24 protein-coding genes are annotated in these 24,269 nt (G+C 61.3%); 14 read left to right on the forward strand and 10 right to left on the reverse strand.

Going from position 1 to position 24,269, the window contains the following annotated elements:
- Positions 1–150 precede the first annotated feature (150 nt).
- Entirely contained in the window at positions 151–939 is a 789-nt protein-coding gene (locus tag HB780_RS21920) for a gamma-glutamyl-gamma-aminobutyrate hydrolase family protein (RefSeq protein ID WP_183696490.1), read from the forward strand.
- Here the strand turns inward: HB780_RS21920 and HB780_RS21925 are convergent, their stop codons facing one another.
- The 3 genes from HB780_RS21925 to HB780_RS21935 all read right to left on the reverse strand — a co-directional run bounded on the left by HB780_RS21925 (position 940) and on the right by HB780_RS21935 (position 3,596).
- Entirely contained in the window at positions 940–1,908 is a 969-nt protein-coding gene (locus HB780_RS21925) for a 2-hydroxyacid dehydrogenase (protein ID WP_183696493.1), read from the reverse strand.
- A 31-nt stretch (positions 1,909–1,939) separates the two neighbouring features.
- The gene (locus HB780_RS21930) at positions 1,940–2,962 is read right to left on the reverse strand and encodes a LacI family DNA-binding transcriptional regulator (RefSeq protein WP_183696496.1); all 1,023 of its coding nucleotides are present in this window, start codon (positions 2,960–2,962) and stop codon (positions 1,940–1,942) included.
- Positions 2,963–3,083: 121 nt separating this feature from the next.
- The gene (locus HB780_RS21935) at positions 3,084–3,596 is read right to left on the reverse strand and encodes a MarR family winged helix-turn-helix transcriptional regulator (protein WP_183696499.1); all 513 of its coding nucleotides are present in this window, start codon (positions 3,594–3,596) and stop codon (positions 3,084–3,086) included.
- Between the two features lie 86 nt (positions 3,597–3,682).
- Between HB780_RS21935 and HB780_RS21940 the strand changes: the two genes are divergently transcribed.
- From HB780_RS21940 to HB780_RS21965, 6 genes are all read left to right on the forward strand, one after another.
- The gene (locus tag HB780_RS21940) at positions 3,683–4,474 is read left to right on the forward strand and encodes a creatininase family protein (RefSeq protein ID WP_183696502.1); all 792 of its coding nucleotides are present in this window, start codon (positions 3,683–3,685) and stop codon (positions 4,472–4,474) included.
- 138 nt (positions 4,475–4,612) lie between these two features.
- Complete coding sequence (locus tag HB780_RS21945; protein ID WP_183696504.1) at positions 4,613–5,725, forward strand: CobW family GTP-binding protein; 1,113 nt, start codon at positions 4,613–4,615, stop codon at positions 5,723–5,725.
- On the forward strand, positions 5,725–6,714 hold the full coding sequence (locus HB780_RS21950) for a WD40 repeat domain-containing protein (RefSeq protein ID WP_183696507.1): 990 nt from the start codon (positions 5,725–5,727) through the stop codon (positions 6,712–6,714). The genes HB780_RS21945 and HB780_RS21950 overlap by 1 nt, the downstream gene beginning before the upstream one ends.
- A gap of 16 nt (positions 6,715–6,730) precedes the next feature.
- On the forward strand, positions 6,731–7,546 hold the full coding sequence (cysE, locus tag HB780_RS21955) for a serine O-acetyltransferase (RefSeq protein WP_183696511.1): 816 nt from the start codon (positions 6,731–6,733) through the stop codon (positions 7,544–7,546).
- A gap of 467 nt (positions 7,547–8,013) precedes the next feature.
- Complete coding sequence (locus tag HB780_RS21960; protein ID WP_183696512.1) at positions 8,014–9,642, forward strand: phospholipase C; 1,629 nt, start codon at positions 8,014–8,016, stop codon at positions 9,640–9,642.
- Positions 9,643–9,662: 20 nt separating this feature from the next.
- Positions 9,663–11,048 (forward strand): cytochrome c peroxidase, encoded by a 1,386-nt coding sequence (locus HB780_RS21965; protein WP_183696516.1) that lies wholly within the window; start codon positions 9,663–9,665, stop codon positions 11,046–11,048.
- 40 nt (positions 11,049–11,088) lie between these two features.
- On the opposite strand, the gene HB780_RS21970 is transcribed toward HB780_RS21965, so the two are convergent.
- Positions 11,089–11,679 carry a GNAT family N-acetyltransferase gene (locus HB780_RS21970; RefSeq protein ID WP_183696519.1) on the reverse strand — a complete coding sequence of 197 codons (591 nt, stop codon included), beginning with the start codon at positions 11,677–11,679 and terminating at the stop codon, positions 11,089–11,091.
- A 96-nt stretch (positions 11,680–11,775) separates the two neighbouring features.
- Positions 11,776–12,909: an ornithine/lysine decarboxylase gene (gene odc2 / locus HB780_RS21975; RefSeq protein WP_183696522.1), complete on the reverse strand. Its 1,134-nt coding sequence runs from the start codon at positions 12,907–12,909 to the stop codon at positions 11,776–11,778.
- Positions 12,910–13,439: 530 nt separating this feature from the next.
- Here odc2 and HB780_RS21980 point away from each other — a divergent pair.
- The 3 genes from HB780_RS21980 (at position 13,440) to HB780_RS21990 (ending at position 16,177) form a co-directional block, all read left to right on the forward strand.
- Complete coding sequence (locus HB780_RS21980) at positions 13,440–14,333, forward strand: LysR family transcriptional regulator (protein ID WP_183696525.1); 894 nt, start codon at positions 13,440–13,442, stop codon at positions 14,331–14,333.
- A gap of 90 nt (positions 14,334–14,423) precedes the next feature.
- Entirely contained in the window at positions 14,424–15,080 is a 657-nt protein-coding gene (locus tag HB780_RS21985) for a DUF1007 family protein (protein WP_183696528.1), read from the forward strand.
- On the forward strand, positions 15,074–16,177 hold the full coding sequence (locus HB780_RS21990; RefSeq protein WP_183696530.1) for a nickel/cobalt transporter: 1,104 nt from the start codon (positions 15,074–15,076) through the stop codon (positions 16,175–16,177). Before HB780_RS21985 ends, HB780_RS21990 begins: the two co-directional genes overlap by 7 nt.
- Before the next feature lie 4 nt (positions 16,178–16,181).
- Here HB780_RS21990 and HB780_RS21995 read toward each other — a convergent pair whose 3' ends face one another.
- The 3 genes from HB780_RS21995 to HB780_RS22005 form a co-directional block, all read right to left on the reverse strand.
- The gene (locus tag HB780_RS21995; protein WP_183696533.1) at positions 16,182–16,424 is read right to left on the reverse strand and encodes a hypothetical protein; all 243 of its coding nucleotides are present in this window, start codon (positions 16,422–16,424) and stop codon (positions 16,182–16,184) included.
- A gap of 67 nt (positions 16,425–16,491) precedes the next feature.
- On the reverse strand, positions 16,492–17,196 hold the full coding sequence (locus tag HB780_RS22000) for a tellurite resistance TerB family protein (protein ID WP_183696535.1): 705 nt from the start codon (positions 17,194–17,196) through the stop codon (positions 16,492–16,494).
- A 129-nt stretch (positions 17,197–17,325) separates the two neighbouring features.
- A complete protein-coding gene (locus HB780_RS22005; protein ID WP_183696537.1) occupies positions 17,326–17,964 on the reverse strand; it encodes a 2-dehydro-3-deoxy-phosphogluconate aldolase in 639 nt (212 codons plus the stop codon).
- Positions 17,965–18,124: 160 nt separating this feature from the next.
- Here HB780_RS22005 and HB780_RS22010 point away from each other — a divergent pair, with 160 nt between their 5' ends.
- Together HB780_RS22010 and HB780_RS22015 are read left to right on the forward strand one after the other, a co-directional pair.
- Complete coding sequence (locus HB780_RS22010) at positions 18,125–18,610, forward strand: CYTH domain-containing protein (protein WP_183696540.1); 486 nt, start codon at positions 18,125–18,127, stop codon at positions 18,608–18,610.
- Entirely contained in the window at positions 18,588–19,496 is a 909-nt protein-coding gene (locus HB780_RS22015) for a CHAD domain-containing protein (RefSeq protein WP_183697361.1), read from the forward strand. The genes HB780_RS22010 and HB780_RS22015 overlap by 23 nt, the downstream gene beginning before the upstream one ends.
- A gap of 54 nt (positions 19,497–19,550) precedes the next feature.
- Here HB780_RS22015 and HB780_RS22020 read toward each other — a convergent pair whose 3' ends face one another.
- Entirely contained in the window at positions 19,551–20,939 is a 1,389-nt protein-coding gene (locus tag HB780_RS22020; RefSeq protein WP_183696543.1) for an MFS transporter, read from the reverse strand.
- Positions 20,940–21,106: 167 nt separating this feature from the next.
- Positions 21,107–22,066: a dihydrodipicolinate synthase family protein gene (locus HB780_RS22025; RefSeq protein ID WP_183696546.1), complete on the reverse strand. Its 960-nt coding sequence runs from the start codon at positions 22,064–22,066 to the stop codon at positions 21,107–21,109.
- A gap of 133 nt (positions 22,067–22,199) precedes the next feature.
- Between HB780_RS22025 and HB780_RS22030 the strand changes: the two genes are divergently transcribed.
- Entirely contained in the window at positions 22,200–23,231 is a 1,032-nt protein-coding gene (locus HB780_RS22030; protein ID WP_183696548.1) for a LacI family DNA-binding transcriptional regulator, read from the forward strand.
- Between the two features lie 80 nt (positions 23,232–23,311).
- Complete coding sequence (locus HB780_RS22035; protein WP_183696551.1) at positions 23,312–24,256, forward strand: oxygen-dependent tRNA uridine(34) hydroxylase TrhO; 945 nt, start codon at positions 23,312–23,314, stop codon at positions 24,254–24,256.
- The last annotated feature ends 13 nt before the right edge of the window (positions 24,257–24,269 follow it).

The following is a 24,269-nucleotide window of genomic DNA, read 5'->3' on the forward strand; positions in this document are numbered from 1 at the left end:
GAAACAAAGCTCGGCCACGGCCGTCCCGCGTTGCCGAATGCTCGCTCTTCGCGTAGATTTCCCGGCAAGTTGGCCCATCGCGGCATCGACACCATATTCATTCGGGGTCTCGACCAGCCCCGGCAGTTTCGCATGTTTCCGGAGCCTCGCATGTCCAGACCGATCATCGCCATTCCCGCCGATATCCGCGAATTCGACGGCGCGACCTGGCATGCGGTGCAGCAGCAATATGTCCGCGCCGCCGTCAAGGCCTCCGGCCTCATGGCTCTGATCGTCCCGGCGATGGAGGACGACAACGATATCGACGCCATTCTCGACCGTGTCGACGGGCTGCTGGTGTCCGGTTCCGCCACCAACGTGCATCCTTCGCTCTACGGCAAGCAAGCCGACGAGAACGACGGCCCCTTCGATCCGGCCCGCGACGCCACATCCTTGCCCCTCATCCGCCGCGCCATCGAGCGCGCCATTCCGATGCTCGCCATCTGCCGCGGCATTCAGGAACTGAATGTCGCGCTCGGCGGCACGCTTGCCAGTGAAATCCAGGAACAGCCGGGTATCTGGGATCACCGCAAGCCGCAGAATGTCGACCGCGACACGATGTATTCGATCCGCCAGAGCGTTTTCGTCAAGGAAGGCTCCTGCATCGCAAGCGTCGTCGGCCCCGGCGAGGTGCTGGTCAACTCGCTGCATCGGCAGGCAATCGCCGATACCGCGCCCCGGCTGCAAGTGGAAGCCATCGCCGAGGACGGCACGATCGAAGCCGTGTCCGTCATCGACGCCAAGGCCTTCGCCGTCGGCGTGCAATGGCATCCGGAATATTGGGCGGAAACGGATTCCCCGTCGCGCAAGCTGTTTGTCGCCTTCGGCGATGCCGTGCGCGATTATGCGGCGGCCAAGGAACAGCCGTTAGCCGTTCCCCGCCGCCAATCGGCTGTGTGATCAGCCCTTTGGCTTGACCGGGGTTTCCGGCACCGGCGTCAGCGCCGCACCCTTGCCGAACCATTCGATGAGGTTGTCCGCCACTAGATCGGCCATGGCATTGCGCGTCGGCACTGAGGCGGACGCCACATGCGGCAGCAGCGAAACGTTCGGCAGGGACAGATAGCCCGCCGGAACATTCGGCTCGTCATAGAAGACATCGAGGCCGGCCGCCCCGAGCGTGCCGTTTCCAAGGGCAGCAATCAACGCATCATCATCCACGGACCAGCCGCGCCCGACATTGATGAACACGCCCTGCGGCCCAAGCGCGGAGAGGATCTCGGCGTCGATGACCTTATGCGTCTCCGCCGTCTTCGGCACGATGCTGATCAGCGTATCTACCGCCTCGGCCATCGCCTTCAGCGACGGATAATAGTCATAGGCCAGTTCCTTGCGGGGCGTGCGGGTATGATAGCCGATCTTCACTTTGAACGGCTCCAGGCGCTTGGCGATCTCCTGGCCGATGCGGCCAAGGCCATAAATACCGACGCGCCGCCCCTTCAACGAAAAAGGCGAAAGCGGAAAAGGCCCCTCGTTCGCCCAGCGTCCCTCCCGCAGCCAGCTTTCCGCCTGCGGAAACAGGCGCAGCGTGTTCAAAAGCAGCGCAATCGCCGTATCGGCCACTTCGTCGTTCAGCACATCAGGCGTATTGGTGACGACAATGCCCTTGGATGCGGCATGACTGACGTCGATACCGTCATAGCCGACGCCGAAATTGGCAATGACCTCGATATTCGGAAAGGCATCGATCCAGGCGGCGTTGAAACCGCCGGCCACGGCAATACCGCGCACGCGTGCCGCAGTCCCGGCATCGATCTGTGGGCTTTCGCTGCGATCGGCGGCGATGACATCGAAATGCCCGCCGAGCCTCTCAAGAACACGCGGATGTATCTTCCCCGGAATGAGGACGGCGATGCGGTTATCGGACATGGATCTTTCCTCTTGAAGATGTAGCGCGGCGCTATTGGCGGGCCTGATAGGGAGATGTCGACTGGCGGATGCGCATTTCCGGCTTGATAAGATGGATACCATCCGGCTCATGACTGCCCGCCAGCCTATCCAAAAGCGCGCGTGCTGCAAGCCTTCCGACTTCCGCCTGGCCGTTCCATACCGTCGTCAGCGCCGGCGTGGCGATCGCCGCCTCCTCCAGATCGTCATAGCCGGTGACCGAGATATCCTTACCCGGCACAAGGCCGGCGCGGGAAATACCGTTCATCAGGCCGATGGCGACAAGATCGTTCCAGCAGACGGCCGCCGTCGGCTTCTGCGGCAATGACAGGAGATGCACCGCCGCCTCGAAACCACCTTGCTTGGAACGAGCGCCGGGAATACGCAGATCGGGATCGACCTCGATGCCCGCCTTGCGCAGGGCGTTCACATAGCCTTGATAACGATCGCGTCCGGTCGAGGTCTGGTCTGTGCCGCCGATCATCGCGATGGTGCGGTGACCGAGGCTGATCAGGTGATTCGTCGCGAGCGAAATACCGTAGCTGTCGTCACCACGAAAGGTCGGCAGATCCAGCCCCTCCATCGAACGAGCGACGAGGATGGCCGGCATGCCGTTCTCCTCCGCCAGGTCGAAATCCTCTGCTGGCGTGCCGATCGCCGGTGACATGATGATGCCATCACCGCCAAGCTGCAGCAGGGTTTCGACGAAGGTTCGCTGCTTCTCGACTGAATCGTAATGGTTGGAAAGAATGAACGTATGGCGGCTACGGTCGAGCTCGCTTTCGATCGCCTTGAGGATCTCGCCATAGAACGGGTTCATGATGTCGTGGACGACGACGCCGATGATCCCGGATCGCGATGTCCTGAGGCTTGCCGCGCGGCGGTTGTAGATATAGCCGAGCGCCCGCGCCTGATCCTTGATCTTCTCGCGCGTGGTCACCGCCACCAGCGGACTATCGCGTAAGGCAAGAGATACGGTTGCCGTTGAAATACCCAGCGATTCCGCAATGGTAGACAGTTTTATCTTTTGCGCCATGCGCTCCCCTCCCCCGTGAAACGCAGCCGAATATCCATTCCGTCGTTTTACGATTCCGGAATTTTAAAAACTTTAATTAAAAGCTTTAATCGGCCCACGCAACTCGAATCCTCGGGAATTCTTAAAATTCCCCATCATCCTCGTCGTCGTCGCCTGTATGAAGGTTGCTTTCGATCGCCTTCAGCAGCCGCACCAGCGAACGGACGTCCTTATCCGAAAAGCCGCGCGTGGCAAGTTCGTCGCAGGCAGCAGCGGAACTTTCGATCTCGCTGACGCTGTTGCGCCCGTGCTCGGTGAGATAGACCTTGGTCAACCGCGCATCTTCGGCATCCGGCCGGCGCTCGACAAAGCCTTGCGCCTCCATGCGACCGATCGTCCGGGTCATCGTCGGCGCCTTGACGCCGAGCTTCTGCGCCAGCGTTCCCGCCGGTAGACCGTCGCTGGCCGAAAGCGCCAGGATGACACCATCCTGCCCCGCATAAAGGCCGCTGGCCGTCATGTTGCGCGTCAGAACCGTGCGCATGGACCGCGCCGCCTGCGTCAACGCCGGCGACAAATCGGCGAGCGTGTACTCGCTGTGGTCCTTCTTTTTACCCGACTTACTTTTCTTGCCGTCCTTGTGCTTCTTACCCATTGTGATTCCGTTGCTCTTTCCGCCACTGCATCATCACGTTATGACATTGCCTAGGTTATTGACATAAACAAGGGGCACACCCGCAGATGGCACAGCCTTTGCCACGTTTCGATGACAATGATAGGACGTTGGCACCTGCGGAGAGGGCAAACTGGATCGCCGTGCTGCCACTTGGCGCCCACGAGCAACACGGCCCCCATCTGCCGTTCGACACCGATACGCTGATCGCCGAAGGCATCGTTTCGCGTTTGAAAGCCGCTGTCCCCACCGATTTGCCCATCACTTTCTTAGGCCCGGAACCCGTCGGCTATTCCGTCGAGCATATGGATGTCGCCGGCACCAGGACGCTCGGCTTCTATGAGGCCGTCAGCCGCTGGCTCGGCATAGCCGAAAATATGCACCGTCTCGGCATCCGTAAATTCGTCATGCTGAACGCCCATGGCGGCAACTCGCCCCTGATGACCATTGTCGCGACCGAGGCGCGTGTTCGCTTCAACATGCTGGCGGTGGCAACCAGCTGGACACGCTTCGGCGTGCCTGACGGCCTGATTGCGCCGGAGGCCAAGGCCATCGACATCCACGGCGGCGACATCGAAACATCGGTGATGCTGGCGCTCTATCCGGAAAAGGCCGACATGACCAAGGCGGCGGACTTTCCCTCGCGGCAGTCCGACTTCGTACAGCGCTTCAAGCACCTGCGGGCCTATGGACCGCATGCATTCGGCTGGAAAATGTCGGATCTAAGCGCAGAAGGCGTGGCAGGCAATGCAGGCGCTGCAACGGTGGAAAAGGGCGAACAGTTGATTGCTCACGCAGTAGAGGGGCTGGTGGAGCTTTTGCAGGATGTCGATGCGTTTGATGTGACAACGCTGAGGTAAAGCCCGATCGATCGCAGGTCCCAAACCTAATGTGATCTTATAACATACAAAAGCCTTTGAACTGCCGCCTTCAACTCCTTATATGGAACCCGATCATTTTCCGCCCCCTTGGGGGAAATCCCATATTTCGAGGCTCCCATGACCGAAACAGCCACGCAAAAGCCCATCCCCGTCACCGTTCTCACCGGCTATCTCGGTGCCGGCAAGACGACGCTGCTGAACCGCATTCTTACCGAAAACCACGGCAAGAAATACGCCGTCATCGTCAATGAGTTCGGCGAGATCGGCATCGACAATGACCTGATCGTCGAGTCGGACGAAGAAATCTACGAGATGAACAATGGCTGCGTCTGCTGCACCGTGCGCGGCGACCTGATCCGTGTCGTCGAGGGACTGATGCGCCGTCCGGGCCGTTTCGACGGTATTATCATAGAGACTACAGGCCTTGCCGATCCGGTTCCCGTTGCCCAGACTTTCTTCATGGATGACGACGTCCGCGCCAAGACCGAGCTTGATGCCGTTGTTGCGCTGGTCGATGCCAAGCACCTGCCGCTGCGCCTGAAGGACAGCCGCGAGGCCGAGGACCAGATCGCCTTTGCCGACGTCATCGTCATCAACAAGTCCGATCTCGTCTCTACGGAAGAACTGGCGCAGATCGAAGACATCGTCCGCGCTATCAACCCGGCCGCCCGCGTCTACAAGACCACCCGCTCCGGCATCGATCTTGCCCACGTCCTGAACCAGGGCGCCTTCAACCTCGAGCGCGCGCTGGAAAACGATCCGCATTTCCTCGATCAGGGCCATGACGATCATGTCTGCGGCCCGGATTGCGGTCATGACCATCATGACCATGACCACCATCATCATGGACACGATCACGACCATCATCACCATGATCATGACCACCACGATCATAGCCACCACAACCACGGCCCCTCGCCGATCCATGACGTGACGGTGCAGTCGGTGTCGCTGCGCGGTGGCGAAATGAACCCGGATCGCTTCTTCCCGTGGATCCAGAAGGTCACCCAAACCGACGGCCCGAAGATCCTTCGCCTGAAGGGCATTATCGCCTTCAAGGACGATCCCGAGCGCTATGTCGTGCAGGGTGTCCACATGATCATCGAAGGCGACCATCAGCGCGCCTGGAAAGACGGCGAAAAGCATGAGAGCCGCCTGGTCTTCATCGGCCGCGAGCTCGATCGCGAAAAGCTGGAAAATAGCTTCAAGGCCTGCGAGGCGACTGCCTGATGCCGACTGTCGCTCCGCTTGATATCGACGGCCACGTTCTGGCCGTCGAGTTTTTGAAGGACACCCCCGTCTTCGCCAGCGCCGCCGGGATGATCCATCGCCTGGAAGGCGGGGAAAAGGTGACCGAAGCCCATCAGGGCATGCTCACCTGTATCCGCGATCCCCATAGTGACAGCCTGATTTCCGGTGGTGAAGACGGCAAGGTCCTGCGGATTGCTGCCGATGGCGGCGTGACCGTGCTTGCCGAAGCGCCGCGCAAATGGATCACACAGCTTGCCGCCGGCCCGCAAGGCGCGGTCGCCTATGCCTATGGGAAAAGCAGCTTCGTGCGGCTTGCCGACGGCTCGACCAAGGAATTCACCGAGGAGCGCACTGTCGAGGGCCTCGCCTTCGCGCCCAAGGGCCTGCGTATCGCCGCTGCCCGCTACAATGGCGTGTCGCTGCATTGGGTCGGCATGAGCGCGCAACCGGTCAATCTGGAATGGAAGGGCGCCCATACCGGCGTCACCTTCTCGCCGGACGGCCAGTTCGTCGTCACCACCATGCAGGAAAACGCCCTGCACGGCTGGAAGCTGGACAGCAAGCCGGGTGGCGAAGCACGACACATGCGCATGACCGGCTATCCCGCCAAGGTGAAGTCGCTCTCCTGGTCCGCCAAGGGCAAGTGGCTCGCCTCGTCCGGTGCACCAGCGGCGATCGTCTGGCCTTTCCAGAGCAAGGACGGCCCGATGGGCAAGGCGCCGCAGGAACTCGGCACCCGCGCCAACATCATGGCGACCTCAGTCAAGTTCCATCCGGTGGAAGACATCTTGGCGATCGGCTTCATCGACGGCATGATCCTGGCGGTGCGCATCGGCGACGCTAAGGAGGCGCTCTTGCGCCGTCCGGGCAAAGGTGCGATCACCTCGATGAGCTGGAGCAAATCCGGCAAGCTGCTCGCCTTTGCCTCCGAGGCCGGCGATTGCGGCGTTGTCGATATTTCCGCCTGACGAGAAAGACAGGACCATGTCCCAGACAGGTACGGCAATTGCCGGACATTCCACTGCCACACCCGGCAGCGTCTGGGATGTGATCCACCATGAGGCCACCGATCTCGCCGGCCGTGAACCGACACTGAAGCCGCTGCTCGCAACGCAGATCATCGCCACGCGAACGGATGCCGAAAGCCTCGCCAATGTCCTGGTCGCCAGACTTTCCGTCGCCACGATCGAAACCGGTGATCTGTTCACGCTGTTTCATGATGTGCTGACACGCCACTCCGAGATCCTGCCGGCGACAGAGGCCGACCTCATTGCCGTGCGGACCCGCGATCCTGCCTGCACGACCTATCTGCATGCGCTGCTCAATCTCAAAGGCTTCCACGCCCTGCAAACCCATCGCATCGCCCATGCGCTCTGGACGGAAGGCCGGCCGGAAATCGCCAGCTGGCTGTCCAATCTCGCTTCGCTGGTTTTCGGCCCGGACATCCATCCGGCGGCTAAGATCGGCGCGTCCATCATGCTCGACCACGGCTCCGGCATCGTCATCGGCGAGACCGCCGTCATCGAGGATGAAGTTTCGATCCTGCAGAACGTCACCCTCGGCGGCACCGGTAAGGAAACCGGCGACCGGCATCCGAAGATCCGCCATGGCGTGATGATCGGCGCCGGCGCAAAGATTCTCGGCAATATCGAAGTCGGCGCGTTCAGCAAGGTGGCGGCGGGCAGCGTCGTCGTCAAGGCTGTGCCACCCCACTGCACCGTCGCTGGTGTCCCGGCCATGGTCGTCCGCATCCATCCCGCCGACGAGATCCCGGCCGAGACGATGGATCAGAATATTTAGCTTCCCATCGATGGGAATACTGTGGCCACCTCGTCCTTCGAGGCTCCGCCCCCTTCGACAGGCTCAGGGCGCTGCGCACCTCAGGATGAGGTGGAGTGTGCTCCTCGTCACAGCCAAGCAGAGACCGAACGATCGAGCCCTTGCTGCGGCTGGGCGCCAAAGGTTAGCCCTCACCCTGAGGTGGGAGCAAAGCGACCCTCGAAGGGCGGGGGCGGATGGAGGGCACCAATGTCGGCCGTGACATAAGGTAGCATCGTCGCACCCCCATGCCTCAACGGCACTCGATCCCCTCTTTCATTCCAGCAAAATCAATCGCTTGGTTATACTCTCTGTCGCCGCGACAGTCTCTCCCACGACACACCGTCACGGAAGTGTCATGTACGCTTGATAGCCCGGCATGGCTCCCTCTGCCCCGGCGCGGCGCAACCAAGCGCCGAGGCAATGCCCCCACTCGAGAGGATATCCCCATGACCCGTCTTTCGCGTCGCGCCGCCCTTGCTGCCGGCAGCGCGCTTACCCTCGTTTCGCTCTGTTCCGCCGCTGGCGCCGCCGACGTGGCGCCGGCAACGAATACCGCCACGCCGATCAAGCACCTGGTCGTCATCTTCCAGGAAAACGTCTCCTTCGACCATTATTTCGCGACCTACCCCAAGGCCGCAAACGTCGCCGGCGAGCCGGAATTCAAGGCCGCTGACAACACGCCGGCCGACATCAATACGCTCGCCAATGCCGGTCTTATCGACACCAATCCGAACAAGACCAACGCAGCCAACGGCGCCGACGCCGCTGCCCCCTTCCGCCTCGACCGCACGCAGGCGGCTACGCAATCGCAGAACCACGGCTATACCGCCGAGCAGGCGGCCTACAACAATTTCGCCATGGACCTTTTCCCCGCCAACACCGGCAAGGGCACCAAGGGTGCCGCCGGCGCATTCGGCACCAAGGGCCAGGTCATGGGCTATTATGACGGCAACACCGTCACCGCCATGTGGAACTATGCCCAGCACTACGCGCTGAGCGACAATTCCTTCTCCACCAATTTCGGCCCATCGACCCCCGGCGCGCTGAACCTGATCTCCGGCCAGACCAACGGCGCCATCCTGCCGCCTGGCTATACGCTGGAGAAGGACGGCACCTATTCCAAGGGTCGCATCGTGCCTGACGGCAATGGCGGCTGGACGGCCATCAGCGACTTCGACCCGACCGGCGACGTCTGTTCCGTCGGCCAGACCGCGCTGATGTACAGCAAGAACATCGGCGACATGCTGAACGAGCATAAGATCACCTGGGGCTTCTTCGAAGGCGGCTTCGACCTGACGCTGACCAACCCCGACGGCACGACCGGCTGCAAGCGCGCCACGACCTCGACCGTCACCCAGGTCAACTATACCGACTACATCCCGCATCACCAGCCGTTCCAGTACTACGCCTCGACCGCCAACCCAACACATGCGCGTCCATCCTCGGTCGCAGCGATCGGCACCACCGACGCCGCCAATCACCAGTACGACGTGACCGACTTCTACGCCGCGCTGAAGAACGGCAGCATGCCGACCGTCAGCTTCCTGAAAGCACCCGCCTATCAGGACGGCCATGCCGGCTATTCCGATCCGCTCGACGAGCAGGAATTCGTGACCCAGGTGATCAACACCGTCCAGAATTCGCCGGACTGGAAAGATACGGCCATCATCCTCCTCTATGACGATTCCGACGGCTGGTATGATCACGCACACGCAGTCGTCAATCCGTCGAAGCTCGGCGTCAAGGGTTACGACGTGCTCAGCGGCGACAGCTGCTCCACCGGCACGCCGCTGCCGGGCCTCAATGGCCAGCCGGCCCAGGGCCGCTGCGGCTATGGCACGCGCCAGCCGTTGCTGGTCATCTCGCCCTATTCCAAGACCAACTTCATCGACCATACGCTGACCGACCAGACCTCCGTCATGCGCTTTATCGAAGACAACTGGATGGGCGGCGCGCGTCTCGGCGGCGGCTCGTTCGACGCCATCTCCGGCTCGCTGAACGCCATGTTCGACTGGTCGAAGGGCGATACGCCGAAGCTGATCCTCGACCCGAAGACCGGCAACAGCGCATCCTAAGCGGAAGAAGGGAGACGGCGATGTCTCTGAAAATCAATCACCGTCTCCTGCCGCTCATTACACTCGCGGGCGTCTCGCTCGCGGGGGCGAGCATCGGCATGGCGAGCCAACCTGCCTCTGACGCCCCTTCAGCCACGAATACCTATGAGGATACGGCGCCACTGAGCGCCGTTGCCCAACTCGGCAAGAAGCTGTTCTACGATCCCTCGCTGTCCGGCGGCGGTCAGATGTCCTGCTCCACCTGCCACGATCCGAACAATCACTATGCACCGGCCAATGGCCTTTCCGTGCAGCTCGGCGGTGCGCATCTCGACCAGCCGGGCATCCGCACCGTGCCAAGCCTCGCCTACAAGATGTCAACGCCTTCCTTCTCCGTCGGCGCGGAAAGTGCCGCCGACGAAGCTGCGGAAGCAGCGCCCATGACAGAGGCCTCTGGCGTGGCGCTCGCCAATACGCCGGCGACTGTTGCCGGACCACTAACAGCGCAGGCCGTCATCAAGGCGGATTCGACTGCGCCGGACCTAGTGCCGCAGGGCGGCATGTTCTGGGATGGACGTGTCGATTCGCTGGAAGAGCAAGCGCTGCAACCGATGATCTCGCCCTTCGAAATGGCCAATGCCGACGCAGCCACCGTCTATGCCAAGCTGAAACAGGGCTACGGCAAGGATATCGCCGCCCTCTTCGGCAGCAACGTCCTCAGCGATCAGGACATGGCGATTGCCGAAGTCGGCTTTGCGCTTGCCCGCTACCAGATCGAGGAGCCCTCCTTCCATCCCTATTCGAGCAAGTACGACTATTATCTGCGCGGCAAGACAACACTCTCCGAGGCGGAGGCGCGCGGGCTGAAACTGTTCGACGACGCCAACAAGGGCAATTGCGCCTCCTGCCATCTCGACAAGATAATTGGCGACGGACAGATGCCGAACTTCACCGATTTCGAATTCGAAGCGTTGGGCGCGCCACGCAATCCCGACATTCCGGCCAATGCCGATCCGCATTATTACGACACCGGCATCTGCGGCCCGCTGCGCAACGACACCTATTCCGCCCAGCCCCAGAATTGCGGGCTATTCAAGACGCCGACGCTGCGCAATGTCGCCAGCCGCAGCGTCTTCTTCCACAATGGCGTCTACCACTCGCTGGAAGACGTCACCCGCTTCTACGTCAAGCGCGACACCAATCCGGAGGAGATCTACCCGAAGGATGCCAGCGGGATTGTACAAAAATTCAACGATCTGCCGCAGCAATATCAGGCCAACATCGACATCATCGACGCGCCGATGAACCGCAAGCGTGGTGATACCCCCGCGCTGAACGACGCAGAGACTGCCGATGTCGTGGCGTTTCTGAAAACGCTAACGGATGGATATGACCTGGCAAAGGATGGGATGAAGGCGGCAAAGTGAGATCACGCCCTCGCCCCGTCAGGGCGAAGGCAAATCAACCTCAAGCGGCCTTTGCGATCGGCAGCTGGGCCAGTTTGCGGCCGTTGGCGATGATCATGCCGGCAGCGCCGGCAAGCCAGCCTTCCTTCAGCTCGAGCCCCAGGAAACGCTCGCGCTGGAACGGTCCCGGCATAACGAGATGACGGGCCTTTTCGGCAAAGAAGCCGAAACGCTCGTAGTAAGCCGCATCGCCGACGAGCAGGATGGCGCCATGACCGCGCTTCTTGGCTTCCAGAATGGCGGCGCGCATCAGCGCCGAGCCGATACCCTTGCCTTCATGGGCGGCATCGACAGCCAGCGGACCGAGGAGCAGTGCCTCGACCGGACGGGTTTCGCGATCGACGCCGGCTTCGACGTTCCACAGGCGAACCGTGCCGATGACATGGCCGGAGCGATCGCGGGCGACAAGCGCCAGACCCTCGGCCGGAACGCGGCCCCGGCGGATCTTTTCGGACGACTTCTTGCGGCGATCGGCGCCCATGGCCTGATCGAGCAGATTTTCGCGAGCGACGACATCGCCTGCGTTTTCCAGGTCGAGTGTGAAGGTAGACGGCGCAAAGAATGCGCGTACAGAATCAAGAACAGCGGCCATCTCGGCCTCCCGTTGCCCAATACCGTTATCAGCGGTGGTGACAGATGATTGTGAAGGTGCCGCCCCGGCTGGCTACGGGGGCAGCTTTATCAGACCTTAGATGATGTAGGACTTCAGCGGGTCGAACCCGTTAAAGGCTACAGCCGAATAGGTCGTCGTATAGGCACCGGTGCCTTCGATCAGGACCTCGTCGCCAATGGTGAGCGTCACCGGCAGCGGATAGAGGTTCTTTTCATACAGCACGTCGGCCGAATCGCAGGTCGGGCCGGCGATGATGCAGGGTTCCATCTCGTCGCCGTCGCGCTCCGTGCGGATCGGATAACGGATCGCTTCGTCCATGGTTTCAGCGAGACCGCCGAACTTGCCGATGTCGAGGAAGACCCAGCGAGCGGCATCGTTGTCCGACTTCTTGGAAATCAGGACGACTTCAGCCTTGATCACGCCGGCATTGCCGACCATGCCACGGCCCGGCTCTATGATCGTGTGCGGGATCTGGTTGCCGAAATGGGCGCGCAGAGACGCAAAGATCGCCTTGCCATAGGCCTCAGCGGACGGAACGTCGCGCAGATACTTGGTCGGGAAACCACCGCCCATGTTGACCATCTGCAGGTGGATACCCTGCTTTGCCAGCGAGACGAAGACGCGCTTGGCATCGGCAAGAGCAGCGTCCCAGGCATCGACCTTGGTCATCTGCGAGCCAACGTGGAAAGACACGCCGTAGGATTCCAGGCCCAGCTGATGGGCGTAGACGAGAACGTCGACAGCCATCTGCGGGACGCAGCCGAACTTGCGCGACAGCGGCCATTCGGCGCCTTCGCCATCCGTCAGCACGCGGCAGAACACACGAGCGCCGGGAGCCGCACGGGAAATCTTCTCGACTTCTTCGTGGCTGTCGACGGCGAAGAGGCTGATGCCGTGTGCATGCGCACGGGCGACATCGCGCTCCTTCTTGATCGTGTTACCGAAGGAGATGCGGGCAGGCGTCGCACCGGCGTCGAGCGCCATTTCGATTTCAGCGACGGACGCGCAATCGAAGTTGGAGCCGAGGCTTGCGAGCAGGCGCAGCACTTCCGGAGCCGGGTTGGCCTTGACAGCATAATAGATGGCGCTGTCCGGCATGGCGTGACGGAAGGCACGGAAATTGTCGCGGACGACGTCGAGGTCAACCACCAGGCAGGGACCATCAGGACGTCGGGTAGCGAGAAAGTCGCGGATACGTTGCGTGGTCATGTCAATTCCCTTCTCAATTCCAATAGCTCCGGGAAAGACCCAGAGGACAAAGGGCGACGCTCATTCACTCAGGTACCAGCCGGTGGAGACCCCGGAACCGAGCAAACGCGCGAAGCGCAGATGATGAACCAGTGCCGCAAGCGGCGCTAATTCGGCTTTGTCTGCCATGGATTGGAGGGAATATCCCAACCGCACTTCCGGCAATGAAGGTGTGCCTCTTCAGTAACCCCGGCTGATGGAAAGCCGGGAGAGAACAAAAAGGCCCGCACCGTCGTTGCTTCAGATGTCCTCGCATTTTTCGGTTGGCCGAAATAGCGACTGGAGGGGTTAGTTCCAGGTACCTTACCGATTTTCTCACCACATCGAGGATCGGCGGACACCCACGGGCACGTGCGACTTTGGGCTGAGGGGGAGATAAGAATATTTGCCGTCATAATCAAGAATTTTTTTCGCTGCCGGCCTAAAAAAATAATTGAACAAATCAGCGTGTTTTGTTCAACATCCTTCAACAGTTAATGAGAGGCATCACCATGGACACCTTGACCCGGATTCGCGCCTTCATCGACGTGGTCGAAGCGGAAGGGTTTTCAGCGGCCACCCGCAAGACGGGCCGCTCCAAGGCGCTGCTGTCCAAATACGTCCGGGAGCTGGAAGACGATCTCGGCGCGCTGCTGCTCAACCGCACCACCCGGCAATTCTCGATGACCGAGGCGGGCCATACCTATTATCGCACCGCTTCCGACATATTGAAGGAAATCGACAACCTTGCCGACCTCGTGCGCGAGAACAACCAGCAGCTCAAGGGCCGGCTGCGTGTCTCCGTGCCGCGCACCTTCGTCGATGCCGATGTCGGGCAGTCATTGATCGACTTCGCCAAGGAAAATCCGGACCTCTCGCTAGACATCGCCGCCGACGACCGCTTCGTCGATCTGATCGAAGAGGGCTTCGACGTCGCTGTGCGCGTCACCAAGCTCGAGGATTCCGGCATGATCGCCCGCAAGATCTCGGATTTCCGCATCCATCTCTGCGCGACCCAGGAATTTCTCGATCGCTATCCGGCACTGGAGCATCCGAGCGATCTCGCGCGCGTGCCATTCATCATAGACAGCAACACCCGCTCGCAAGGGAATATCCGCTTCGTCGATGCCGACAGCAGCACTTTCAATGTCGCGATCAGCGGCACGCTTGAAGTCAACAGCCCACATGCGACGCTGCGCGCCGCGCTGGCCGGTCTCGGCGTCGCCGTTGTCCCGGATTTCATCGGCCGCAAGGCGATCGAGAGCGGGCAATTATTGACCCTGTTCAATGATTATCTTCCGACGGACCGCGGCATCTACGCCGTCTATCCGCACCGCCGCTATCTCCCGGCCAAGGTGCGCGTCTTTGTCGACTACCTCCATAACTGGTTCCGCAAGCACGGCTGAGCCTTCCAGTTCCGCCGGGCGGTCCCAATTCCGTCTTATTTCCTGACCAGAAGTCTAAGTGAATCAATGCTCGCGAAGCACATCGGACGCATGAAAAAATCCATCCCTGTCAAAGCCGCCGTCCTGGCTGGAGGCCTGCTGCTTGCGCCTGTCGCGGCATCGGCGCATCCGCATATTTTCGTCGAAGCTCGCCTCGAAGTGCTGGCCGGCGCCGACGGCAACGTGCAGGAGCTGCGCAATGTCTGGCGCTTCGACGAGGTCTTCTCCTCCTCGGTGCTGATGGATTTCGACAAGAACACCAATCTGAAACTCGACCCGGACGAGCTTAAGGAAGTCGGCAAGACGGTGCGCGATTCACTGGCCGACTACGATTATTACACAAACCTTTCGCTCAACGGCAAATCCATCAAGGTCAACAAGCCGGATGTCATCAATGTCGACTATCAGGACGGGCAGCTGCTGATGTTCTTCGCCGTCAAGCCGTCCGAGACCATGCCGCTGAAGGGCAACAAGCTCAGCTTCGGTATCTACGATCCGACGCTTTACACCTCGATCGACTTCCCCACGGACAATGAGCTGGTGACCGAGGGTGCCGCTTTCAAAGACTGCAAGCAGCAGGTCGTGCGCCCCAATCCGGACGAAGTCATTGCCGAGAATAAGACGACCTTGACGGACGCCTTCTTCAATGACCCGACCGGAACGACCATGTCGAAACTCTTTGCAACGCGGATAGACGTTCAATGCTGATAGCGCGGATATGGAGGCTGGTTCCGGCTGCAGTGCTCGCCTTTCTGGCAGCGGCGAGCCTTGCCCATGCCACCGGATCGCCGCTCGGCATCGGCACGGCGGAACCAAGCTTCCAGCCGATCGGCGGACCGCTGGCGCCGATCTTCCTCTATGTGAATTACGAACAGCAGGCCTTCTACCGAGCGCTCACCAAGTCGATAGAAGCCATGCGCGAGGATCCCTGGCAGCTCTGGACGCTGATCGGCCTTTCCTTCGCCTACGGCATCTTCCACGCAGCCGGTCCCGGCCATGGCAAGGCGGTCATCTCCTCCTACATGGTCGCCAACGAGATCGAGCTGAAGCGCGGCATCGTCATTTCCTTCATCTCGGCCCTCATCCAGGGCCTCGTCGCCGTTCTCCTCGTCGGTGTGGCCTATTTCGTCCTGCGCGGCTCGGGCATCACCATGACCATGGCCACCAACGCCATGGAGATCACCAGCTTCGTCATGGTGATCCTGTTCGGCGGCTGGCTGCTGTTCCGCAAGCTGCGCTCGATGATCCAGAGCCGACCGCAGCGCCAGGAGGTAGAACTCGCGACATCGGCAGGCCCGATCAGCATGTCGCTCTTCGCGGACGAACCGGGGCCTGCGAAAAAACTCTCCCGTCTCCGCGCCGCGCCGCAAACGAGCAGCCAGTATCAGTGCTACGATCCGGCCCATGAACTCGACAACGGCATGGTCTGCGAGACTTGCGGCCACTCGCACCTGCCCGATCCGAAAATGCTGTCGAACGAAAAGTTCAGCGCCCGCGAAGCCTGGTCGGCAATCATCACCGTTGGCCTGCGCCCCTGCTCCGGCGCGCTGCTGGTCATGACCTTCTCAATGCTGAACGGGCTTTATCTCGGCGGCCTTTTGTCCGTCCTTGCCATGTCGATCGGCACAGCGCTAACCGTCTCGCTGCTCGCCATCATCGCTGTCTTCGCCAAGGGCGCGGCGGTGCACTTCACCGGACGTGGTTCGAAGCTCTCGGCATGGGTCGGCAATGGCATAGAGATTTGTGGTGCGCTGCTGGTGATCTGCACCGGCGTCGTGCTGCTCGGCGCCTCGCTGCAAACCTGATCGATTACAGGTCCCTGCGCCGCTGGTAACGGGCTCTCAGCCAGAAGACCAGGAAGAAGGCGAGGATCACCAGGACACCGAAGCCGGTGCCGAGCCAGGGCGAGATATCGCCGAGCCGAACGATGACATCCGGCATGAAGTACAAGAGCGCCATGGCCACCAGCAGGATGATCGCGGCGGCGATGGCCGTTGAGCGGGTTTCGCTGTTCTTATCCGTCAAGATGACCAATCCCTCGCGCATCGCCATTTATTGTCGGGCGAAGGCTTAGGCCAGCCGCCCACGAAAGGCAACCGGCCCTGTTTCACGCCTACGATCAGACCTTGGCGCTCGAGACTGTCGCCTCGATATGATCGACCAGCGCATCGGCAAGACCGAGCCTGCCGGCGAGAAGATCGAGATAGCCACGCTCGGCACGCGAATCCGGCTCGATCGCCAGGCGCGATGCGGTATAGATCTGTACGCGCTGCTCCTCGGTCTGAGCCGAGGCGACGATGGTGTCGAGATCGACGGGGTTGGCAAGCTCGCGCTCGAAAAAGGCTTCCGCCTCCGAGCCGACACCCGCCTGCTGCACCTTGCCGAGGATATGCTGCCGCTCCGCATCGTCGACATGCCCATCGGCGCGCGCCGCCGCGATCATGGCGCTGACGAGAGAAAGGGCAAAATCATTGCTGGCAACCGCCGGAGCGGTGCTGAAGCCGGAATTCGACGGCGGCGGCAGAAATTGCGGCTCCGCCTGCTGCTGCGTGGGCTGTGGCGCCGGCGCATTGCCGGCCTGATAATTCTTGTAGGCCTGGTAGCCGAGCCCGGCGATGGCGGCGAGCCCGCCGAGAACCAGCGTATTACCGGCAACCTGGCGCCCGGTCTTGGTTCCGAGCAGCACACCGGCGATCGCGCTGGTCGCCATCGGGTTGTCCCTGGCGATATTGATGGCCTGCGTCGCCTTGTCTTTCACGCTTCCTTGCAGTCCCGGAACCTGCGATCCCAGAAATTGGTCCAAAAGCTTGCGGGCGTCGATCATATGGGTGGTCCTCCGTCCTTGTTATAGCCAGAGTGAGATAGGAAGTGCGGCCGCAAATACAAATCCATCGGATGCAAAAAGGGCGCGCATGGAACCCATGCACGCCCTTCGATCAAACTTTTTGGGAGCTCAGCCCTTCAGCGCGGCCGCCTCGGCGGCGAGCTTGGTGATCCCGGCCCAATCGCCGGCAGCGACCAGCTCTTTCGGCGCGACCCAGGAGCCGCCGACGCAGATGACGTTCGGCAGCGACAGGTAATCAAGGGCGTTCTTCAGCGAAATCCCGCCGGTCGGGCAGAACAGCGTGCCGGCGAGCGGCGAGGACAGCGACTTGAGATAGGCGGCACCGCCGGCCTGCTCAGCCGGGAAGAACTTCAGGACCTTATAGCCCTCCTCGCGCAGCGCCATGACCTCGCTCGCGGTTGCCGCACCCGGCAGCAGCGGCACGTCGGAGGTGCGGGCAATGTCCAGCAATTCCTGTGTCGTACCGGGGCTGACGATGAATTTGGAGCCGGCCTCGATGGCGGCATCCCACTGGGCAGCGTTCAGGATCGTGCCGGCACCGACCTCGGCGCCTTCGACTTCCTCGGCAACGGCGCGGATGGCATCGAGCGCGCCGGCCGTGCGCAGCGTGATCTCGATAGCCTTCAGGCCGCCGGCGACAAGCGCGCGGGCGAGCGGCACCGCCGACTTCGCATCCTCGACGACGAGAACGGGAACGACGGGCTGCAGTTTCAGGATGGAAAGAAGCTTTTCGGTTTTCTCGCCCATGGTCGGCGCGCTCCCTTAAAACGATTGAAATCGGGTCCTCGAATAGCCTTCCCGAGGGTCCTTGTCGAGACAAAAGCTAAGTTTGGATGCAACGGGTAGGAAATCCCGAAAACTTCCGTTAGTCTATCTGGATATGATGCTGACGGAGCATGTCGAGCATATGGCAAAAGAGATCGAACGAAAGTTTCTGGTGCGCGGCGAGCATTGGCGCGACCTCGCCTCCGAGAAGCTTATCCTGCGGCAGGCCTATGTCGCCGCCATGGATGATCGTTCCGTACGCGTGCGGCTGACCAACGACACCATCGCGACCTTGACGATGAAAATCGGCAAAGCGATGACGCGTGACGAGTTCGAATACGAGATTCCTGTCGGCGACGCCGAGGAACTGCTCGGCAACGCCATCGGGACCATCATCGAGAAGATCCGCTACAAGGTGCCCTACAAAGGGTTCGTCTGGGAAGTCGACGTCTTTCGCGGCGCGCATCGCGGCCTGGTGGTCGCTGAGGTCGAGCTGGAGGACGAAAGCGACGATCCGGAACTGCCGGATTGGGTCGGCCGCGAGGTGACCGGCGAATATCGCTATTCCAACCAGGCGCTCGCGACGCAGCTCGAACAGGAATATGATGAGTTATCGCATACGGCCTGACAAGGCCCTCGATGACGAAGTCCACGCCGTCGCGGCGCAACAGCTCGGCAAGGCGATCGCGGCGTTGACAGATCGGCCGGGGGGATTACACGAGGCTGTGCATGCGGCGCGCAAGCACATCAAGCGCGTGCGGGCGCTCTATCGGCTCATCGCCCGGCGTACGCCGGAATTCCAGCGGCACGAAAACGACAGGCTGCGGGAGATGGCCAGGACACTCTCTGGCGTTCGTGACGCTACCGCGCTGATCGAGGCCAGCCGCTATCTGCACGAAACCGCAACATCGAAGGACGAGGCCAAGGCGCTCGCTCGCGTCACAAAGGTGCTCACGGCTAGGCGCGATCGCTTGTCGGAAGCCGAAATCGATCTTGAGAACAAGGCAAAGGCGGCGATTGCCACCTGCCACGACGGACTGGAGGCGCTGAAAACCGCTTCCTTCGAATGCGGCCGGCGCGAAACCGCCCGCCTCTTTCAAAAAAGCTGGCGCAAGACCGGCCGCAAGGCGAAGGCGGCGCTTTCCGAATGCCACGCCGAGGCCCATGCCGACCAGTTCCACGACCTGCGCAAACGCAGCCAGGATTGCTGGATGCAGCATGCGCTGCTGCGCGACATCTGGCCGGCGGCGATGCACGCCAAGCAGCTCGAAGCCAAAGCACTGGTCGACATCCTCGGCCGTTACCTCGATCTGTCGATGCTTTCGGAAGTCGCGGACCGCGAGCCGCTTCTCTTCGACGGTAGCGACGACCGCGCCCGCCTGCTGGAGGCGATCATCTCCCGCCAGCAAACAGCCCGCCAGGAAGCGCTTGCCAAAGCCCGCCGGGTCTTCGCCGACGAACCGGAGCGCGAGGCGCGCACGATCAAGCGGCTTTGGCTGGAAGCGGGAGACTAGACTCCCGCCCCTGGGCCCCGGCTGTCACCAACGATACGCTTCAGCCGTACCGGATTACGGAGACAGCTCCTCGAGCGTGCGCCCCTTGGTCTCCACCGCAAACACCGCGGTGATCAGCGCTCCGAACAGAAGTATCCCGGCAAAAGCTGCGAACACGCTCTGAAGCCCAAAATCAGCCATGAGCCAGCCGACGACGATCGGCCCCGCCGAGGATCCCAGCCGCAGCCAGGCACTGCCAACGCCGGTACCGATGGCACGAAGCCGGGTCGGGTAGATTTCCGCGGAATACAGGTAGAGCGAAAAGGTAACCGTCTGCACGATCGCGTAGGCAAGTCCGGCACAAACGAGCACCTGCTCGGCCGAGGTCGCGCCGAGAAAAGCCAATACGACAAGCGGTATGGGCGCGAGGATCAGAGCGCAGGTATACCACCGCTTGCGGCCAACCGTATCGATCAGCAGCGCGCAGATGATCGCTGCGATGACACCGCCCACCGAGGTCATGAACCCATAGGCCAGGCTGGTCTCCAGCGGCAGGTTGAACGTCTGGCGATAGAGGGTCGGCAGCCAGGTGATCGTGCCGTTCGCGACCATGTAGGATGTGAACCACATGGCCCAGATGGTCAGGGTGCGCTTTCTGTAGATCCCCTGGAACAGTTCGCGCCAATTGGACTCGCGGCGGGCATTGGCGTTGATCTCGACCGGCGCCGGTTCCGGTAATTCCTTGCCGGCCGCGCGGACACTGTTCTCGAGCCGGGTGACGATCTTGTCGGCCTCAGCATAGCGGCCCTTGGATGCAAGCCATCTTGGAGATTCGTGCATGAACCAGCGAAGTGGCATCATCAGGATCGCCGGGACGATGCCGACGGCGAACATGGCTTTCCAGCCGTAGACCGGGACCATCAGATAGCCGATCAGACCCGCACCCACGAGGCCAAGGAGAAACATGACCTCGTAAAGAAGGAAGAAGCGCCCGCGACCCTTCGATCCGATATATTCGTTGATATAGGCACTGGCGACCGGCACCTCGCCGCCCGTTCCAATTCCCTGAACGAAGCGGAAGAGGATCATCGTTCCGGCGCCTGCGGCAAAGAGGCAGGCGCCGTCCATGCTGACGAAGAGCAGAATGGTGAACAGCAAAACCTTGAGACGACCGAGCCTTTCGGCCAGCCAGCCGAAGAAGACCGCGCCGACAAGCTGACCGAGATAACCCATCGACAGGATCATGCCGGTCTGTTGCGGGGAAAGGCCCCACTCGCGAACGAGAACCGGCATTGCGTAGGCAATGGCAATGACGGTGTAGCCATCGAAGAATGTCGCCGCGCCGACAATGTTTCTGGCCCAGAAGACCTCACGGGTGATCGGCAAGCGTTCGAGGCGCGCACCGATATCGGCCTGGCCGTCGAAGTGCACGCCCTCTTTCAACGCGGATGGTTGATGTAGCATTTTCCCCTCCTCTGGAAGGCCCCCGTGGCTGACGCCACCTCCTCGGATGCCTTCATGCATGATTCTCGGTCGAATTAGGTGGTTTGATCCTCGGCTTGAGCAGTCGATGCGGACAGAGTGCCGCGGGTCCGGCGCATGTGCGCCGAACCCACCATGCATCTCGTTCGTCAGATGATGCCTGAGGACCTGAGTGCTGCCTTGATCTCCTCTTCCGCATCCTTCGAAAGATCGAGCAGCGGCGAGCGAACCGTGGCGTTCTTGAGAATGCCGCGCGCGACCAGCGCGATCTTCAGCGCCACCGTGCCTTCCATGTGAGAGCCGCGATGATAGATGGCCTTGGTCACCGGCAGGAGCTGGTCGTGGAGCTTGCGCGCCTTGACGTAGTCCTTCGCCTTGCCAGCCTCGATGAACTTCACCAGGAGTTCCGGAGCGACATTGCCATAACCAACGAGCGCGCCATCGACGTCGAACATCGTATGCAGCAGATATTCGTCATGGCACGTGAGGATTTGCAGATCGGGAAACTCGTTGCGCAGAACCGGAATCTCGGTGTCCCAGCGCTTCATGTTGCGCACGCCGTTCTTGGTGGCGACGACACCCGGCTGGGCGGCGATCTCAAGCTGGGTCTTGAGGTTGTAGGTCGCCTTGGTGACATCAGGATACTGAAACAGGATGCACTGCAAGCCGGATCCTTCATGGATAGCCCTGTAGCGATCCTGCGGTGCGCCGTCCTGATATCCGAACCGCAGCCAGCCGTGGGAAGGATAGACGAGCGCGCCGATGGCGCCGGCATCGGCCGCGCGCTTGGCTTCCTTGGTGGCAACCTCCGTGCCTTCGCCCGTGATGCCGGCGATGATCGGAACTTGCCCGTCCACGGCTTCGACCAGCGTCTCGATGAGCTTGACCTGCTCGTCCTGCGTCAGGAACGTGCCCTCACCAGCATGGCCAAGGCAAACGAGGCTTTTGACGCCCTGGATGGAGACCAGCCAGCGGGCCAACTCGGCGTTCGCGGCATAATCAACCTTGCCATCCCTCGTGAATGCTGTGACGGGCGCCGGGCTGAGGCCGCGCAGGTCCATCACCGACGTCTTCGTTTCCGTTGCAAGCTTGGGATCGTGAACCGTCATTGGAATCCTCCTCCGTTTTGGGATCGTTAATGGGAACGTTCCCACTATCGTTTTCGAAACCTCTGGAGTCAAGTGTGATTTTGAGGCATTTATAAAAGGCGCTGCGTGCGATGGTGCGGCTTAAGGATGACAGATGGCAGTGGACGAGACAGACAAGCTACGAACAGCACGCATTACGATTCATGACGTTGCGGCAGCAGCGGGAGTTTCAAAATCGACCGTTTCCCGCATCCTCGACGAGCGGCTTCCGCAATCCGATAACGAGACCGCCAGGCGTGTCAGGAAGATCGCAATCGATCTTGGCTATGTACGCGATGTATCTGCCGCCAGCCTCAGGCGCGGCAAGACGATGACGGTCGGGGTGATCGTTCCTCGATTGACGGACACCGTCATGGCCATGCTCTATGAGTCGCTTGCCAAGGCCTGCAGCCGCTCAGGCCGATTTGCCATTGTCGCGACGACGGACGACAGGCCGAAGGCGGACAGGCTGGCGGCTGAATCGCTTCTCCATAGAGGCGTTGACGCGCTGATCCTTGCCACCGCCCGCGAGGATGATGACTTTCCAACCATCCTGACCGAGCGCGGCGTGCCCTACGTGCTGGCACTCAGAACCGACGGCCGCAGCCTGTCCTCGGTCGGCGACGATCGGCTTGGAGGCTATCTTGCGACACGCCACCTGCTCGACCTTGGGCATCGGCGGATCGGCCTGATTGCCGGCCCATCCTATGCATCCAGCGGTCGCGGGCGCGTGGAGGGCTACAAGCAAGCGCTCCTGGAGGCGGGCATCGACATTGATCCGGATTTCGTCGTCGGCTCGACCTTCGGCATCGACTCGGGCGCGGAAGCGGCGGCCACCCTCATGAACCTGAAGGCCAGGCCGACCGCTATTTTTGCGGTGAACGACAATACCGCCATTGGCGCCCTTTCGATGCTGACGAAGATGGGGCTTTCGGTTCCGGGCGACATATCGCTCGTCGGATACAACGACATCCCCATCGTCAGCCATTTGCCAACTCCTCTCACGACACTCCGGGTACCGTTCGATCAAATCGCGTCGGAAGCGCTCGACCTGCTGGCCGCAAGTACGATCGCCGAAGATGATCGCATCCGGATTTCGGCTCCGACGCTCATTCCGCGCAAATCGACCGCGCGGGTGAAGGTCTGACAGGGCGCCGGCGGCGCCGATGATAGGCCCAGACAGAAATCCCGATTGCCTGACGGCGCGCAAAATTGTATTTCGACGGCATGACGGACATCTTTTCGACCTCGCGACACGAGGCAGGTGGCGCATTTCTCGTTGCGGCCCTTTACCATTTTGTTTCCGTCCCGCGCTTTGAGAGCCTGCGGGAGCCATTGTTTGCGCTCTGTGAGGCGAACGGCGTCAAGGGGACGCTGCTGCTCGCCCATGAAGGCATCAACGGCACCATCGCCGGCACGGATGCGGGCGTCGGCGCGGTGTTGTCCTTCCTGCGTGCCCAGCCGGAATTTTCCGGCCTGGAGCATAAGGAAAGCCGGGCGTCGAAAATGCCGTTCGTGCGCATGAAGGTAAAGCTGAAGAAAGAGATCGTCACCATGGGCGTCGAGAATATCGACCCCACCAAGGTCGTCGGCACCTATGTCGCGCCGAAAGACTGGAATGCGCTGATCTCCGACCCCGACACTATCGTCATCGACACGCGCAACGACTACGAGACGGCGATCGGCCTGTTCAAGGGCGCGGTCGATCCGAAGACCAAGACCTTCCGCGAATTTCCGGAATGGGTGCGCCAGAACGACGGCCTGCACAACAAGCCGAAGATCGCCATGTATTGCACCGGCGGCATCCGCTGCGAAAAGGCGACCGCCTTCATGAAGGAACAGGGTTTCGACGAGGTCTTTCACCTCAAGGGCGGCATCCTCAAATATCTCGAGGAAGTGCCTGCCGAGGAGAGCCTTTGGGAAGGCGCCTGCTTCGTCTTTGACGAGCGCGTCTCCGTCGAACATGGCCTGAAGGAAGGCAATCACAAGCTCTGCCACGCCTGCCGCCAGCCGATCACCGCGGAAGAGATCACCTCGCCCTTCTATGAAGCCGGCGTTTCCTGTAGCCATTGCTATCACGAGCGCAGCGAGGAAGACCGCGAACGCTACCGCGAGCGGCAGCGCCAGATCGCCCTTGCCCGCAAGCGCGGCCACGAGCATATCGGCGGCTGATTTCCGAGCGATT

This window comes from Rhizobium lusitanum (assembly GCF_014189535.1).
Lineage (GTDB): Bacteria > Pseudomonadota > Alphaproteobacteria > Rhizobiales > Rhizobiaceae > Rhizobium > Rhizobium lusitanum_C.

Excerpts from the sequence above, each read along its gene's own strand:
- HB780_RS21920 (WP_183696490.1), top strand. The coding sequence starts at position 151 with ATGTCCAGACCGATCATCGCCATTCCCGCCGATATCCGCGAATTCGAC.
- HB780_RS21925 (WP_183696493.1), bottom strand. The coding sequence starts at position 1,908 with ATGTCCGATAACCGCATCGCCGTCCTCATTCCGGGGAAGATACATCCG.
- HB780_RS21930 (WP_183696496.1), bottom strand. The coding sequence starts at position 2,962 with ATGGCGCAAAAGATAAAACTGTCTACCATTGCGGAATCGCTGGGTATT.
- HB780_RS21935 (WP_183696499.1), bottom strand. The coding sequence starts at position 3,596 with ATGGGTAAGAAGCACAAGGACGGCAAGAAAAGTAAGTCGGGTAAAAAG.
- HB780_RS21940 (WP_183696502.1), top strand. The coding sequence starts at position 3,683 with ATGGCACAGCCTTTGCCACGTTTCGATGACAATGATAGGACGTTGGCA.
- HB780_RS21945 (WP_183696504.1), top strand. The coding sequence starts at position 4,613 with ATGACCGAAACAGCCACGCAAAAGCCCATCCCCGTCACCGTTCTCACC.
- HB780_RS21950 (WP_183696507.1), top strand. The coding sequence starts at position 5,725 with ATGCCGACTGTCGCTCCGCTTGATATCGACGGCCACGTTCTGGCCGTC.
- cysE (WP_183696511.1), top strand. The coding sequence starts at position 6,731 with ATGTCCCAGACAGGTACGGCAATTGCCGGACATTCCACTGCCACACCC.
- HB780_RS21960 (WP_183696512.1), top strand. The coding sequence starts at position 8,014 with ATGACCCGTCTTTCGCGTCGCGCCGCCCTTGCTGCCGGCAGCGCGCTT.
- HB780_RS21965 (WP_183696516.1), top strand. The coding sequence starts at position 9,663 with ATGTCTCTGAAAATCAATCACCGTCTCCTGCCGCTCATTACACTCGCG.
- HB780_RS21970 (WP_183696519.1), bottom strand. The coding sequence starts at position 11,679 with ATGGCCGCTGTTCTTGATTCTGTACGCGCATTCTTTGCGCCGTCTACC.
- odc2 (WP_183696522.1), bottom strand. The coding sequence starts at position 12,909 with ATGACCACGCAACGTATCCGCGACTTTCTCGCTACCCGACGTCCTGAT.
- HB780_RS21980 (WP_183696525.1), top strand. The coding sequence starts at position 13,440 with ATGGACACCTTGACCCGGATTCGCGCCTTCATCGACGTGGTCGAAGCG.
- HB780_RS21985 (WP_183696528.1), top strand. The coding sequence starts at position 14,424 with ATGAAAAAATCCATCCCTGTCAAAGCCGCCGTCCTGGCTGGAGGCCTG.
- HB780_RS21990 (WP_183696530.1), top strand. The coding sequence starts at position 15,074 with ATGCTGATAGCGCGGATATGGAGGCTGGTTCCGGCTGCAGTGCTCGCC.
- HB780_RS21995 (WP_183696533.1), bottom strand. The coding sequence starts at position 16,424 with ATGGCGATGCGCGAGGGATTGGTCATCTTGACGGATAAGAACAGCGAA.
- HB780_RS22000 (WP_183696535.1), bottom strand. The coding sequence starts at position 17,196 with ATGATCGACGCCCGCAAGCTTTTGGACCAATTTCTGGGATCGCAGGTT.
- HB780_RS22005 (WP_183696537.1), bottom strand. The coding sequence starts at position 17,964 with ATGGGCGAGAAAACCGAAAAGCTTCTTTCCATCCTGAAACTGCAGCCC.
- HB780_RS22010 (WP_183696540.1), top strand. The coding sequence starts at position 18,125 with ATGGCAAAAGAGATCGAACGAAAGTTTCTGGTGCGCGGCGAGCATTGG.
- HB780_RS22015 (WP_183697361.1), top strand. The coding sequence starts at position 18,588 with ATGAGTTATCGCATACGGCCTGACAAGGCCCTCGATGACGAAGTCCAC.
- HB780_RS22020 (WP_183696543.1), bottom strand. The coding sequence starts at position 20,939 with ATGCTACATCAACCATCCGCGTTGAAAGAGGGCGTGCACTTCGACGGC.
- HB780_RS22025 (WP_183696546.1), bottom strand. The coding sequence starts at position 22,066 with ATGACGGTTCACGATCCCAAGCTTGCAACGGAAACGAAGACGTCGGTG.
- HB780_RS22030 (WP_183696548.1), top strand. The coding sequence starts at position 22,200 with ATGGCAGTGGACGAGACAGACAAGCTACGAACAGCACGCATTACGATT.
- HB780_RS22035 (WP_183696551.1), top strand. The coding sequence starts at position 23,312 with ATGACGGACATCTTTTCGACCTCGCGACACGAGGCAGGTGGCGCATTT.